Below are 14,134 nucleotides of genomic sequence, written 5' to 3' on the forward strand. Positions count from 1 at the left end.
CACGCACCGCCGTCGCGTGCGGATCCGGCACGGCGCGAAGGGTCCGCCGCACCATATGAAGCGCGTCGCCGGCCGGTGACGCACCGCGTCACCGGCCGACGTCATACCCCAGCACAGCAGAGACCACCACTGCCACGAAGGGGAGATCATGACTGCGACGACCGACGGAAGCGGCGGGCCCCCGAGGGCCGGCTCCGCAGCCGCCGAACTCCGCACCACCCGGGAGCCCCTGGCCCCCGCACCGCACGACCTCGACGAGATCGCCGCCCGCGCCGCGGAGCGCGCCGCCGAGCACCTGCTCGCACGCCAGGACGCCGAGGGCTGGTGGAAGGGCGACCTCGAGACCAATGTGACCATGGACGCCGAGGACCTCCTGCTGCGGCAGTTCCTCGGCGTCCGCGACGAGGCGACCACCGAGGCCTCCGCCCGCTTCGTGCGCGGACAGCAGCGCGACGACGGCACCTGGGCGTCCTTCTACGGCGGGCCCGGCGAACTGTCCACCACCGTCGAGGCGTACGTCGCCCTGCGGCTCGCCGGGGACCGGCCCGACGACCCGCACATGCAGCGCGCCGCGAGCTGGATCCGCGGCCAGGGCGGCATCGCCGCGAGCCGGGTCTTCACCCGCATCTGGCTCGCGCTGTTCGGCTGGTGGAAGTGGGACGACCTCCCCGAACTCCCGCCGGAACTGATCTTCCTGCCGAAGTGGTTCCCGCTGAACATCTACGCCTTCGGCTGCTGGGCCCGGCAGACCATCGTGCCGCTCAGCGTGGTGTCGGCGCTGCGGCCGGTGCGCCCCGCCCCGTTCGCCCTGGACGAGCTGCACACCGACCCGGACGACCCCAGCCCGCCGGCGCCCCTCGCCCCCGCCACCACCTGGGACGGGCTCTTCCAGCGGGCCGACCGCGCCCTGCGCCTGTACCGGCGGGCGGCACCCCGGCGGCTGCGGCGCACCGCGATGAACAGCGCGGCCCGCTGGATCGTCGAACGCCAGGAGAACGACGGCTGCTGGGGCGGCATCCAGCCGCCGGCCGTGTACTCGGTCATCGCCCTCCACCTGCTCGGCTACGACCTCGGGCACCCCGTGATGCGCGAAGGGCTCGCCTCACTGGACCGCTTCGCCGTCTGGCGGGAGCAGGACGGACGGCCGGTCCGCATGATCGAGGCCTGCCAGTCACCCGTCTGGGACACCTGCCTGGCCACCGTCGCGCTCGCCGACGCCGGGGTGCCCGCCGACCATCCCGCGCTGGTGAAGGCAGCCGACTGGATGCTCGGCGAACAGGTCGTCAGGCCCGGCGACTGGTCCGTGCGTCGGCCGCAACTCGGCTCCGGCGGCTGGGCGTTCGAGTTCCACAACGACAACTACCCCGACACCGACGACACCGCCGAGGTCGTCCTCGCGCTCCGCCGGGTCGACCACCCGGAACCGGCGCGCCTCGACGCGGCGGTCGCCCGCGGCGTCCGCTGGAACCTCGGCATGCAGTCCCGCAACGGCGCCTGGGGCGCGTTCGACGCCGACAACACCTCCACGCTCCCCAACAAGCTGCCCTTCTGCGACTTCGGCGAGGTGATCGACCCGCCCTCCGCCGACGTCACCGCCCACGTCGTCGAGATGCTGGCCCACGAGGGGATGGCGGACCACCCCCGCACCCGGCGCGGGATCCAGTGGCTGCTCTCCGAACAGGAGCCCAACGGCGCCTGGTTCGGCCGCTGGGGCGTCAACTACCTGTACGGCACCGGCTCCGTGGTGCCCGCCCTGGTCGCCGCCGGCATGCCCACCGCGCACCCCGCGATCCGCCGCGCGGTCGGCTGGCTCCGCTCCGTCCAGAACGACGACGGCGGCTGGGGCGAGGACCTGCGCTCCTACCGCGAGCGCGGAGCCGTCGGCCGCGGGACCTCGACCGCCTCCCAGACCGCCTGGGCGCTCCTCGCACTCCTCGCGGCCGGCGAGAAGGACGGCACGGCGGCCCGCCGGGGCATCGCCTGGCTGGCGTCCGCGCAGCGACCGGACGGCACCTGGGACGAACCGGAGTTCACCGGCACCGGCTTCCCCTGGGACTTCTCCATCAACTACCACCTCTACCGGCACGTCTTCCCGCTCACCGCCCTCGGCAGGTACGTCCACGGCGAACCGGTCGTCGGGGCCGCGGCCCGCAGGGGCCGCTGAGTGGGCGCCGAGCCGGAACCCGGCGGCTCGGTCCCCCCGCTGCTGATCGCCTGCGCCCTCGGCATCGAGAGACTCGCCCTCCGGGGCGGCCTCACGGGCCGGGGCGGGGCGCGGGTCCTGCGCACCGGCATGGGACCGGTCAACGCCGAGCGGGCCGTCCTCGCGGCCTGCTCCAAGGAGCCCTTCGGCCGGGCCGCCGTCATCGCCTCCGGCTTCTGCGCCGGCCTCGTGCCGGGCATGCACCCCGGGGACGTCGTCGTCGCCGACGCGACCAGCTCCGGCGGCGCCGTCACCGCCTGCACCGACGCGGCGCTGCTGCGCGCGGCCGTCGAGCGGGCCGTCCCCGGGCGCACCGTCCACGGCGGGGTGCTGGCGGGCGCCGACCACGTGGTGCGCGGCCCCGAACGCGCCCTGCTGGAGGCCACCGGGGCGATCGCCGTCGACATGGAGTCGGCCGCCACCCTGGGCAGCGCCCTGCGCGCGGGCCCCCGCCCGGTTGCGGCCGTCCGGGTGGTCGTGGACGCCCCGGAGCACGAGCTGGTCCGCATCGGCACGGTGCGCGGGGGAATATCGGCCTTCCGCGTGCTGCGCGCCCTACTCCCCGCATTCCACGAATGGCACCGTTCTTCGCTGCTCCCCAGGAGGTGAGCCAGATGGCCATGCCGCTCCGCCAGACCATCAGGGTCGGTACGTATCTCTTCGAACAGAAGCTCCGCAGGCGTGAGAAGTTCCCGCTGATCGTCGAGCTCGAGCCGCTGTACGCCTGCAACCTCAGCTGCGAGGGCTGCGGGAAGATCCAGCATCCGGCCGGGGTGCTCAAGCAGCGGATGCCGGTGGCGCAGGCGGTCGGGGCGGTGCTGGAGTCCGGCGCGCCGATGGTCTCCATCGCCGGCGGGGAGCCGCTGATGCACCCCCAGATCGACGAGATCGTCCGCCAGCTGGTGGCCCGCAAGAAGTACGTCTTCCTGTGCACCAACGCCCTCCTGCTGCGCAAGAAGATCGAGAAGTTCACCCCCTCGCCCTACTTCGCCTTCGCCGTCCACATCGACGGGCTCCGCGAGCGCCACGACGCCTCGGTCGCCAAGGAGGGCGTCTTCGACGAGGCGGTCGAGGCGATCAGGGAGGCCAAGCGGCGCGGCTTCCGGGTCACCACCAACTCGACCTTCTTCAACACCGACACCCCGCAGACCGTCATCGAGGTCCTGGACTACCTCAACGACGACCTGAAGGTCGACGAGATGATGATCTCGCCCGCCTACGCATACGAGAAGGCCCCCGACCAGGAGCACTTCCTCGGCGTCGAGCAGACCCGGGAGCTCTTCCGCAAGGCCTTCGCCGGCGGCAACCGGCGGCGCTGGCGGCTCAACCACTCGCCGCTCTTCCTCGACTTCCTGGAGGGCAGGGCGGACTTCCCGTGCACGGCGTGGGCGATCCCCAACTACTCGCTCTTCGGCTGGCAGCGCCCCTGCTACCTGATGAGCGACGGATACGTGCCCACGTACCGGCAGCTGATCGAGGAGACCGACTGGGACTCCTACGGCCGCGGCAAGGACGCCCGCTGCGCCAACTGCATGGCGCACTGCGGCTACGAGCCCACCGCGGTCCTCGCCACGATGGGCTCGCTCAAGGAGTCGCTGCGCGCGGCACGCGAGTCGGTGTCCGGCTGACGGGCACGACGGGCCGGCGGCACGGCGGGTCGGCGGCACGGCGGGCTCGGGCCGCCGGCGCGTCCGGCGGCTCGGACGGGCCGCCGCCGGACCGGGCGGCGGCCGGGTCCGGCGGCCGGGAGCGGGAAGTGAGGAGCGAGGCGGATGAGGAGAGGCGAGCGATGACCCGGTCACCCGGAGGCTTCGACCTGACGGAGCTGCTGGCGCGGCGCGGAGCGGAACGGTACGAACTCCACAGCCGCCATCTCAACCACCAGCTGCCGCGGATGCTGCGCACGATCGGCTTCGACAAGGTCTACGAGCGTGCCGAGGGCGCCTACTTCTGGGACGCCGAGGGCAACGACTACCTCGACATGCTGGCCGGCTTCGGCGTCATGGGCCTCGGACGCCACCACCCGGTGGTCCGCAGGGCCCTGCACGACGTGCTCGACGCCCAGCTCGCCGACCTCACCCGCTTCGACTGCCAGCCGCTGCCCGGACTCCTCGCCGAGCGGCTGCTCGCGCACACGCCCCACCTCGACCGGGTCTTCTTCGGCAACAGCGGCACCGAGGCCGTGGAGACCGCGCTCAAGTTCGCCCGCCGGGCCACCGGCCGGCGGCGCGTCCTGTACTGCGACCACGCCTTCCACGGGCTCACCGCGGGCTCCCTCTCGGTCAACGGGGAGAACGGCTTCCGGGACGGCTTCGCCCCGCTGCTGCCCGACACGGCCGTGGAGCTCGGCGACCTCGACGCGCTGGAGCGGGAGGTGCGCGCCGGGGACGTCGCCGCGCTCGTCGTCGAGCCGGTCCAGGGCAAGGGCGTCAACCCCGCCCCACCGGGCTACCTGCGCGCGGCGCAGGAGCTGCTGCACGCCCACGGGGCACTGCTCATCGCGGACGAGGTGCAGACCGGCCTCGGCCGCACCGGCGACTTCTACGCCTTCCAGTACGAGGCCGGCGTCGAGCCGGACCTGGTCTGTGTGGCCAAGGCGCTCTCCGGCGGCTACGTGCCCGTGGGCGCCACCCTCGGCAAGGACTGGATCTTCAAGAAGGTCTTCTCCTCCATGGACAAGGTCCTGGTGCACTCCGCGAGCTTCGGGTCGAACGCCCAGGCGATGGCGGCCGGTCTCGCGGTGCTCTCGGTCCTGGAGGACGAGCAGATCGTCGCCAACGCCCGCGTCACCGGCGAACTGCTGCGCTCGCGGCTCGCGGCGCTCGTCGACCGGTACGAGCTGCTGCACGCGGTCCGGGGCCGCGGGCTGATGATCGGCATCGAGTTCGGCAGGCCCGAGTCGATCGGACTGCGCAGCCGCTGGGCGATGCTCCAGGCGGCGCGCAAGGGCCTGTTCGCGCAGATGGTCGTGGTGCCGCTGCTCCAGCGGCACCGCATCCTGACGCAGGTGTCCGGTGACCGCCTGGAGGTGATCAAGCTGATCCCGCCGCTGATCATCGGCGAACGGGAGGTCGAGCGCTTCGTGACGGCGTTCACGGCCGTGATGGACGACGCGCACAACGGCGGCGGTCTGATGTGGGACTTCGGCAGGACACTGGTGCGCCAGGCCGTCGGCAACCGCTGAGCGCGCTCTCCTACGGTTTTTGTCTCCGAGGCAAGAAACTTGCCTCAGCGGCAAGCAGGTGGCGGAATGGTCACATGACCACACCCGCCGCACCGCCGGCCGACGGGCTCGACCGCGTCGCCCCACGGCTGCGCGACATGCGCCGCAGCCGAGGGCTGACCCTGGAGGCCGCCGCCCAGCGCGCCGGACTCTCGCCCGCCCACCTGTCACGCCTGGAGACCGGCCACCGCCAGCCCTCGCTGCCGATGCTCCTCGCCCTCGCCAGGATCTACGGTACGACGGTCGGCGAGGTGCTCGGCGAGCTCCCGCCCGAGGAGCAGCCCGTCATCCGCGGCGGCCGCACCGCCCCGATGAACGCCGACGGCTGGACGTACCACCAGGTCGGCGCCTCCGGACGCGCCATGCAGGCGCTCCGGGTGGTGGTGCCGTACGGCGCCCAGGGCGACCTGGTCCGGGTGCACCCCGGCGAGGAGTGGCTCTACGTGCTCTCCGGCCGGCTGCGCCTCGCCCTCGGCGACACCGTGCACGAGATGGGGCCCGGCGACAGCGCCCACTTCGACTCGCTGACTCCCCACCGGATCGCCGCCGCCGGCCCCGAGGGTGCCGAGCTGCTCTTCATGCACACCCTGCTCCAGAGCCCCGACCTCCATCCGCACGTCTGACCCGGAAGGCACGTGATCCAGGACATGTCGCACGATCCGCTGGACGGCCGGGGGCGCCCGGGCGCGAGCCCGCGCGAGGACCGTTTCCCCCGCGGGCTGGTGATCCGCCTCTTCGCCTACCTGATCGCCGGCCACCTCGTGGCGGGCTTCCTCTACCTGCTGTTCCTGGTGGGCGCGCAGAACCAGTAGCGCCCGCCCGGCCGGGCAGGTGTCAGGCGGCGTCCTCGACGAGCCGTTCGCGCAGCCGCTCACGGGTCTCGGGGGAGAGCCCGAGGCCCTCGGAGAAGTACCGCTCGGTGTCGCCCCAGGTCTCGTCGATCGTCTCGAAGGCGGCGGCGAGGTAGGCGGAACGCGCGTCGAAGAGGGGGTTGAGCAGTTCCATGACCTCCGCCGACATGGCCTCCGGCGCGGTCGAGCCGCGCCGGACCTTGTAGCGGCGGTGGGGGTCGTTGGACTTCAGGTAGTCCGCCTCGATGGCGTCCCGCTCCACCCCGACCGCGAGCAGGGTGACGGCGATCGAGAGGCCCGCCCGGTCCTTGCCCGCGGCGCAGTGCATGAGCGCGGGCACGCTGTCCTCGGCGAGGGCGTGCAGCACCCGGCTGTGCTCGGCGGTCCGCTCGGTGACGATCAGGCGGTACGAGGCGATCATCCGGTCGGCGCCCTTGCCGTCCGCCAGGATCGACTTGAGCTGGTCGAGGTTCCCGTCGCGGACCATCCGCCAGAACTCCGCGCCGTCCGCCGGGTCGCTCAGCGGGAGGCTGACGTTGCGCACGCCGGGCAGCTCGACGTCCGGGCCCTCCAGGCGGTGGTCCGCCGCGTTGCGGAAGTCGAAGACCGTGTGCAGGCCGAGCGCCGACAGGTAGGCGGCGTCGCTCGCGGTGGCGTGGGCGAGATGGCCGCTGCGGTACAGCCGGCCGTGCCGCACCCGCCGGCCGTCGACGGTGGGCAGCCCGCCCACGTCGCGGAAATTGCGGACTCCCGCGAGTTCGGGCTCTGTCGACGGCGTCTGCGGCACCTGCTGCGTCACGTGGACTCCTTCGGATGACTGCCGTCGGCGGGCGCCGACGGAGGCGCGATGCCGACGATACGACACGTGTTCATCATTCAATCGTCCTGCTCACGTGCGGGGTGCGCGGGTCGCCGCGCGGGGGCCGCCGCGGTCCCGGGGCGACGGGCCGGCTCCGGCTCCGCGGAAAGAGGGCGAAGCCGGACGATGCCACCGATCTTGAGCGGTAAATCGGACACCGAATCGCCATTCGCGCATTCTGTCCGAATTGAGGCGTTGAGGATGACGTGCCCCGCATGAAAAGGAAATGGGTCCGGGGCCGTGAGCAGGATCTCACCGGTGACGGACCGTGCCCGGTTCCCCGGTGCCAACTCCCGCGCCGGGCAGGGGATCCCGGCTTCCGGCTCCACGCTGGGTGACCGGAAATGCGGCGGAGTTCCGGACGCGGCACCGCTTTTCCGGAATCGGCGCTTGTTCCCGCCGAGTCCGTTCGCCTACGGTCACGCTCCATCCGGACGGAACGCCGAATCCTGCCGCCGACCGGACCTCCCAACGAACCCACGTGTGGCAGGAGCGGGGGACCCAGGTAGTACGCCGTATCCGGAGAATTCGGACGGTTTGGGGTGAATTCGCACTTCCTGTGCGGACGGGCATCTCCAGCCCGAACCCGACAGCTCACCTCGCAGGCGCCGGAGAGGAATGCGCCATGCCCGGAAAGGGTAAGCACCGCCGTCCCAAGGCGGGCTCCATCACCCGCGGTTTCGTCGTCGCCGGCACCGGAGGCGCCGCCATCGCGCTGCCGCTGTTCGGTGCCACCGCCGCCAGTGCGGCGACCGGGCCGGCCCCCGCCGCCGCGCCCGCCGGGACCGTCGTCGCGGCCACGGCGCCGGCCGCGGTGAAGGCCCCCGCCGCGAAGGCCCCCGAGACCTACACCGTCGTGGCCGGTGACCACCTGTCGAAGATCGCCGACGAGCAGCACGTCCGCGGCGGATGGAAGCAGCTCTTCGACGACAACCGGCGCGCGATCGGCGCCGACCCGTCCCTGATCCACCCGGGTCTCGAGCTGACCATCGGCGCCAAGTCGAAGGCGAAGAACGACCCCGAGGTCCGCGCCGAGAAGCCCCGCGCCTCCCGCGACGACGCGCGCCCGGCCGCCCCCGCCCAGAAGCCCGCCCAGAAGCCGGCGGCCGCCGAGAAGGCCGCGTCCGGCTTCTCCGCCCCCATCCCCGGCGCCACCGTCTCCACCCCGTACCACCAGAACGGTGCGATGTGGTCCAGCGGCTACCACACCGGCGTCGACTTCGTCGCGGCCGGCGGCACCTCGGTGAAGGCCGTCGCGGCCGGTACCGTCGTGTCGGCCGGATGGGGCGGCTCGTACGGCAACGAGGTCGTCGTCCAGCACACCGACGGCACCTACTCGCAGTACGCGCACCTCTCCTCGCTCTCCGTCTCCAGCGGCCAGTCGGTGACCGGCGGCCAGCAGATCGGCCTCTCCGGCTCGACCGGCAACTCCACCGGACCGCACCTGCACTTCGAGATCCGCACCGGGTCCTCCTACGGCTCGGACATCGACCCGCTGGCCTACCTGCGCCAGCACGGGGTCTCCCTCTGATCCACCGGCGCCGTGCGCCGCGGGCGGCCGGCCGGCCGTCCCGTACCGGGTCCCTCGTTCCGTCCGGCGGCGGAGCGGGGGATTCCGCGTATTCCGGCTTGGGGAAAAGTTGACCGGTGGTAAAGATCACCACCCGTCAACCCCTCCTTACGGTCGCGTAGGTCACATCCACGGGTGAAAGATGCTGTCCCGTGGCAGACGATTCGAGAACAGAGAACAGTGGCGCATTCGGGTCGTACGCGGCGATCGGCGACAGTTTCACCGAGGGCGTCGGCGACCCCGGCCCCGACGGGACGTTCGTCGGATGGGCGGACCGCTTCGCGGTCCTCCTCGACGACCTCGCCCCCGGGCACACCTTCCGCTACGCCAACCTCGCCGTACGCGGCCGCCTGCTCGACCAGATCGTGGCCGAACAGGTGCCGCGGGCGAAGGAGCTCGCCCCCGACCTGGTCAGCTTCTGCGCGGGCGGAAACGACATCATCCGGCCGGGCAGCGACCCGGACGCCGTGGCCGAACGCTTCGAGGCCGCCGTCGCCGACCTGACGTCGTGCGTCGGCACGGTCATGGTGACCACCGGCTTCGACACCCGCGACGTGCCCGTCCTGCGGCACCTGCGCGGCAAGATCGCCACGTACACCGCCCATGTGCGGGCCATCGCCGACCGGTACGGCTGCCCGGTCCTCGACCTCTGGTCGCTCCGGTCCGTCCAGGACCGGCGCGCCTGGGACGCGGACCGGCTGCACCTCTCGCCCGAGGGGCACACCAGGGTGGCGCTGCGGGCGGCGCAGGTCCTCGGCCTCGAGGTGCCTGCCGACCCGGACCAGCCGTGGCCGCCGCTGCCCCCGCGGGGGCAGCTGGAGGTGCGCCGCGACGACATCCAGTGGGCGCGCGAGTACCTCGGGCCCTGGATCGGGCGGCGCCTGCGCGGGGAGAGCTCCGGCGACCACGTGCTGGCCAAGCGTCCGGACCTGCTCCCGCTCTGACCTCCGGGTGCGGTCGCCGGTCCTTCTCCGGCCCCTCCCGGCCCCTGGGTGGGGCCGGGTCAGCGCGCCGTCGCCGTGAGCTCCGCACGGTCGACGCCCAGCTCCCTGGCCAGCGCGTCGTCCGTCCACTCCAGCATGGCCGCGCGGGACAGCGTGCCCTCGTAGGACGTCATCTGGACCGCGAGGCCGTCGAGGAACGCGGTGAGCCGCCACGCGGCGGAGGCCGGGTCCTCGCAGCGGAACTCGCCGGACGCCGTGCCCTCCGCGATCACCTCCGTGAGCGCGGCCTTCCACTGCTGGTCCAGGCCCCGGGACACCTCGCGGAGCGCCGGATCCCGCAAGGACGCCGACCATGCCTCGATCCACAGGCGCCACCCCTTCGCCTGCCCGGTCGGCGCGTACCACCGCACCGCCGTGCGCAGTCGGCGCAGGGCCGAGGTGCGGCGCCCGAGCAGTCTGCGCAGATGGGCGAGGTCGGCATCGGCGGCGTGGGTGAAGGCGGCCGCGACGAGCTGCTCCTTGGAGGCGAAGTGGTACAGCACCAGGGCGTTGCTCACGCCGAGTGCGGCGGCGACGTCGGCGATGCGGACCGCTGCCGCGCCGTGCTGCCCGATCTGCTCGACCGCGGCGGTGAGCAACTCCTCCCGCCGCTCGGGGACGCTTCTTCGCACTCTGCCCACGGCGGTCACCCTACACAGCGGATCTTGGCCGGGGTCAGCCCGCGGAGCTGATAATTCCGGTGTCTCGCGGGCCGGTTGGGAGCACGCCCCTCCCGCACCGCGCGCTCCGTGCGCCCCGTCCGCGCGCCGGGTCCCGTGCGACACGCGCCGGCCGCGCCGCACGGCCGCGTCGCGGGTCTCCTCCCGCCCGCCGCGCCGAGTCGCCCGGGCGGGGGAGCGGGGGTCGCGGCGGCAGGGTTCCGGTCCGCCGTCCGGCACGCCCCGGAACACGGCGGCGCGGGTGGGCGTTGGCGAGGGCGGGGGCCGGGGTGGCGTACGCCCGTTCCCCGAACCGTACAGATCCGCACATAATGAATGGACCCCGACACCAGGAGGTGCCGTGACCGGCGCTGGTTCCCCCCACTCGCTGCGTGCGCGGCTGCGCGGCCTCAGGACGGCCGCCTTCGGCGCCGACCCGGCCGGTGAGCGCCTGGAGCGCATCCGCCGCTCGCCGAACTTCGCGGACGGCTCCTTCCAGAACCCGGTGGGCGCGAGGACCAGGCCGTCCGGCGCGTCCATGACGGAGTTCGCGAAGATCTACTTCGAGAAGGAGGCCCGGAGCCGGCGCGCCCCCACCGCCCGCGTGCCGGTCCACCCCACCACCCTGGCCGACCTGGCCAGGCCCCCCGCCTCGGGCCTCCGGCTGACCTGGATGGGCCACTCCAGCGTCCTCGCCGAGATCGACGGACGCCGGGTCCTCTTCGACCCCGTCTGGGGCGACCGGTGCTCACCCTTCGACTTCGTCGGACCCAAGCGACTCCATCCCGTGCCCGTGCCGATCGGCACGCTGGGCACCGTCGACGCCGTCGTGATCTCCCACGACCACTACGACCACCTCGACCTGCCCACGATCAAGGCCCTGGCAGGCACCGGCACCGTCTTCGCCGTACCCCTCGGCGTCGGCGCCCACCTGGAGCGCTGGGGCGTCGCCCCCGACCGGCTGCGCGAGCTCGACTGGCACGAGAGCGCCGAGGTCTCCGGCCTGCGCCTGACCGCCACCCCTGCCCGCCACTTCTGCGGACGCGGCCTGCGCAACGAGCAGCACACCCTCTGGGCGTCCTGGGTCGTGACCGGGCCGGACCACCGGATCTACCACAGCGGCGACACCGGGTACTTCCCCGGCTTCTCCGACATCGGCCGCCAGTACGGCCCCTTCGACGCCACGATGATCCAGATCGGCGCGTACTCCGAGTACTGGCCCGACATCCACATGACACCCGAGGAGGGCGTCCGCGCCCACCTCGACCTCCAGGGCGGCCGCCCCCACGGCGTCCTGCTCCCGATCCACTGGGGGACCTTCAACCTCGCCCCGCACCCGTGGGCGGAGCCGGGGGAGTGGACGCGGGACGCGGCGGCGGAGGCGGGCCAGGCGGTGGCCGCCCCCACTCCCGGAGAGCCCTTCGAGCCGGCGGGGGACCACCCCACGGACCCGTGGTGGCGGGCGCTGACCCGCCCCATCGCCACGCCCTGGCGCGGCTCCCCGGGGCCACGGGACCCGGACGTCGAGCCCACGTCGGCCGGTGTGCCGGTGGACGGCTGACGGCGCGGCCCGTACCAGGGGGTTGCCGGGGTCCGGTCACCAGGTGACCGGGCCCCGGCGCGTGCGCCGAGCGGGCGGTGGGGGAAGCGGCCGCGCCCGTGGCGAGGCCCCGGCGGGCCCGCCGGGGAAGGGCATCACCCGGACGGCCGGAGGCCCCGGGCCGCCGGGTCGCGCCCCCGGCCGGTTCGGCTCGGCCCCCTGCCGTGGCGGCGCCCCCTCAGTCGGCCGTCAGGACCTCCACGCCGAGCGCGGTCAGGGCCTCGACGGCCGGGTCGTGCGGGGCGGCGTCGGTGATCAGGCCGGTGATCTTCTCGAAGGGCAGCACGCGGAAGCGCGAGGCGGTGCCGATCTTCTCCGAGGAGGCGAGGATCCAGGTGTCGGCGGCCCGTGCCGCCAGCGCGCGTTTCATCGCCGCCTCCTCCGCGTCCCCGGTCGTCAGGCCCGCCTCGGGGTGCACGCCCGTCACGCCCAGCAGGCACAGGTCGGCGGAGACGTTCTGGGCGGCCTCGACCGCGGCGGTGCCGCAGGTCACCGCGGAGTGCTTGAAGATCCGGCCGCCGAGCAGGAAGAGCTCGGCGCGGGGGTGCTCCAGCAGGGCCGCGGCGATCGTCGGGCTGTGGGTGATCACGGTGCAGTCGAGGTCCCGCGGCAGCGCCCGGGCGACGGCCAGGGCGGTGGTCCCCCCGTCGAGGATCAGGGTGCAGCCCGCCGCGGTCAGACCGGCGGCCACCCGGGCCACCTTCTGCTTGCCGTCGGGGGCGACGGACTGCCGGGCGGCGTAGCCGGCCACCGCGGGCGAGACGGGCAGCGCTCCTCCGTAGACGCGCTGGCACAGGCCCTCGGCGGCGAGGTCGCGCAGGTCGCGCCGCACGCTGTCCTCGGAGATCCCCAGCCGGGCGGCGACGTCCTTGGCGACGATCTTGCCCTCGCGGGCCAGCAGTCCGAGCAGATGGTCGCGCCGTTCAGCAGCCAGCATGCACACTCTCTCCTGTTCTTGCACGTTTCTGCGTGTACGGTACCACCCATGAACGACAAGCCCATGATGATCCTCATAGCCGGCCCCTACCGCTCCGGCACCGGCGGCGACCCCGCGGCCATGGCCGCCAACCTCGCCGCCCTCGAAGCCGCCGCCTGGCCGGTCTTCGCCGCGGGCCACCTCCCCGTCATCGGCGAGTGGATCGCCCTGCCCGTGCTGCGCTCCGCGGGCGCCGGACCCGCCGACCCGCTCGCCGACCAGGTCCTCTACCCCACCGCGGAACGGCTGCTCGCCCACTGCGACGCCGTGCTGCGCCTGCCCGGCGAGTCCGCCGGCGCCGACGGCGACGTCGCCACCGCCCGCCGCCGCGGCCTGCCCGTCTACCACGACGTGGCCGAGATCCCCCACCGCGTCGCGCAGGACGCCCGGTGACCGGCCGTCCCGGCGTCGATGTGCCCGACCACCGCGGCCGCACCGGCCTCGACCGGGCCGGCCGCGACCTCGACCGCAACCTCGGGGTCGTGGTCCGCGACGTCGAACTCACCTCGCAGGGGTGGCACGTCCTGCGCCGCACCACCTTCGACTACCGCCGCCGCGACGGGCGGTGGGAGACCCAGCAGCGGGAGACCTACGACCGGGGCGACGGCGCCGTCGTCCTGCCGTACGACACGGGGCGCGGGCGGGTGCTGCTCACCCGGCAGTTCCGTTACCCGGCCTACGTCAACGGTCACCCCGACGGCATGCTCGTGGAGGCGGCCGCCGGACTGCTCGACGCGGACGACCCGGAGGCCGCCGTCCGGCGCGAGAGCGCGGAGGAACTCGGCGTCACCCTCGGCCCGCTCGACCGCGTCATGACCGCGTGGATGAGTCCGGGCTCGGTGACCGAGCGGCTCCACTTCTTCGCGGGGCCGTACACCCCAGCCGACCGGACCGGGGACGGGGGAGGCGTCGCGGCCGAGGGCGAGGACATCGAGGTGGTCGAGGTGTCGTTCCCCCAGGCGCTCGCCATGGTCCGGGACGGCCGGATCGCCGACGCGAAGACCGTCATGCTGCTCCAGTGGGCCGCCCTGGAGGGGCCGTTCGCGCCGGGCGGCGACCCGGCCGGCGCGGCGCCGCACGGCAACCGGACCGTGTGACCCGCCCGGGGCGGGGCGGGACCTGTCGCCCGCCCTGCCCCGGCGCGGCACGGCACGGCCGGACCGTCCGCACCCCGCTCGCGCGGTCGCGGCGCGGTGTGCGGCGTGCCGAC

14 protein-coding genes and 1 riboswitch are annotated in these 14,134 nt (G+C 73.7%); of the genes, 11 read left to right on the forward strand and 3 right to left on the reverse strand.

Annotated features, from left to right (window positions below):
* The first annotated feature begins 148 nt into the window (after positions 1-148).
* From shc to IAG43_RS28455, 6 genes are all read left to right on the forward strand, one after another.
* Positions 149-2,164, forward strand: coding sequence for a squalene--hopene cyclase (gene shc / locus IAG43_RS28430; RefSeq protein WP_187743526.1), 2,016 nt, complete (start codon positions 149-151; stop codon positions 2,162-2,164).
* Positions 2,165-2,812 carry a phosphorylase family protein gene (locus tag IAG43_RS28435; RefSeq protein WP_187743527.1) on the forward strand — a complete coding sequence of 216 codons (648 nt, stop codon included), beginning with the start codon at positions 2,165-2,167 and terminating at the stop codon, positions 2,810-2,812. It begins immediately after the preceding gene.
* Between the two features lie 5 nt (positions 2,813-2,817).
* The gene (gene hpnH, locus IAG43_RS28440; protein WP_187743528.1) at positions 2,818-3,831 is read left to right on the forward strand and encodes an adenosyl-hopene transferase HpnH; all 1,014 of its coding nucleotides are present in this window, start codon (positions 2,818-2,820) and stop codon (positions 3,829-3,831) included.
* Positions 3,832-3,992: 161 nt separating this feature from the next.
* Complete coding sequence (locus tag IAG43_RS28445; RefSeq protein ID WP_187743529.1) at positions 3,993-5,387, forward strand: aspartate aminotransferase family protein; 1,395 nt, start codon at positions 3,993-3,995, stop codon at positions 5,385-5,387.
* 74 nt (positions 5,388-5,461) lie between these two features.
* Positions 5,462-6,049: a helix-turn-helix domain-containing protein gene (locus IAG43_RS28450; RefSeq protein WP_187743530.1), complete on the forward strand. Its 588-nt coding sequence runs from the start codon at positions 5,462-5,464 to the stop codon at positions 6,047-6,049.
* Between the two features lie 15 nt (positions 6,050-6,064).
* Positions 6,065-6,238, forward strand: a complete 174-nt coding sequence (locus IAG43_RS28455) for a DUF6126 family protein (RefSeq protein ID WP_425508658.1) — start codon at positions 6,065-6,067, stop codon at positions 6,236-6,238.
* 22 nt (positions 6,239-6,260) lie between these two features.
* On the opposite strand, the gene IAG43_RS28460 is transcribed toward IAG43_RS28455, so the two are convergent.
* On the reverse strand, positions 6,261-7,076 hold the full coding sequence (locus IAG43_RS28460; protein ID WP_187743531.1) for a tyrosine-protein phosphatase: 816 nt from the start codon (positions 7,074-7,076) through the stop codon (positions 6,261-6,263).
* 503 nt (positions 7,077-7,579) lie between these two features.
* Positions 7,580-7,759, forward strand: a riboswitch (cyclic di-AMP (ydaO/yuaA leader).
* Between the two features lie 2 nt (positions 7,760-7,761).
* Between IAG43_RS28460 and IAG43_RS28465 the strand changes: the two genes are divergently transcribed.
* Together IAG43_RS28465 and IAG43_RS28470 are read left to right on the forward strand one after the other, a co-directional pair.
* On the forward strand, positions 7,762-8,667 hold the full coding sequence (locus tag IAG43_RS28465; protein ID WP_187743532.1) for a M23 family metallopeptidase: 906 nt from the start codon (positions 7,762-7,764) through the stop codon (positions 8,665-8,667).
* Between the two features lie 191 nt (positions 8,668-8,858).
* On the forward strand, positions 8,859-9,650 hold the full coding sequence (locus IAG43_RS28470) for an SGNH/GDSL hydrolase family protein (RefSeq protein WP_187743533.1): 792 nt from the start codon (positions 8,859-8,861) through the stop codon (positions 9,648-9,650).
* Between the two features lie 59 nt (positions 9,651-9,709).
* Here the strand turns inward: IAG43_RS28470 and IAG43_RS28475 are convergent, their stop codons facing one another.
* A complete protein-coding gene (locus IAG43_RS28475; RefSeq protein WP_187743534.1) occupies positions 9,710-10,330 on the reverse strand; it encodes a TetR/AcrR family transcriptional regulator in 621 nt (206 codons plus the stop codon).
* A 379-nt stretch (positions 10,331-10,709) separates the two neighbouring features.
* On the opposite strand from IAG43_RS28475, the gene IAG43_RS28480 reads away from it, so the two are divergent.
* The gene (locus IAG43_RS28480) at positions 10,710-11,909 is read left to right on the forward strand and encodes an MBL fold metallo-hydrolase (RefSeq protein ID WP_187743535.1); all 1,200 of its coding nucleotides are present in this window, start codon (positions 10,710-10,712) and stop codon (positions 11,907-11,909) included.
* A gap of 217 nt (positions 11,910-12,126) precedes the next feature.
* Here IAG43_RS28480 and IAG43_RS28485 read toward each other — a convergent pair whose 3' ends face one another.
* The gene (locus IAG43_RS28485) at positions 12,127-12,885 is read right to left on the reverse strand and encodes a DeoR/GlpR family DNA-binding transcription regulator (RefSeq protein ID WP_187743536.1); all 759 of its coding nucleotides are present in this window, start codon (positions 12,883-12,885) and stop codon (positions 12,127-12,129) included.
* 48 nt (positions 12,886-12,933) lie between these two features.
* Between IAG43_RS28485 and IAG43_RS28490 the strand changes: the two genes are divergently transcribed.
* A complete protein-coding gene (locus IAG43_RS28490) occupies positions 12,934-13,317 on the forward strand; it encodes a DUF4406 domain-containing protein (RefSeq protein WP_187743537.1) in 384 nt (127 codons plus the stop codon).
* Positions 13,314-14,021, forward strand: a complete 708-nt coding sequence (locus IAG43_RS28495; RefSeq protein WP_187743538.1) for an NUDIX domain-containing protein — start codon at positions 13,314-13,316, stop codon at positions 14,019-14,021. The genes IAG43_RS28490 and IAG43_RS28495 overlap by 4 nt, the downstream gene beginning before the upstream one ends.
* Positions 14,022-14,134 lie beyond the last annotated feature (113 nt).

Source organism: Streptomyces genisteinicus (genome assembly GCF_014489615.1).
Lineage (GTDB): Bacteria > Actinomycetota > Actinomycetes > Streptomycetales > Streptomycetaceae > Streptomyces > Streptomyces genisteinicus.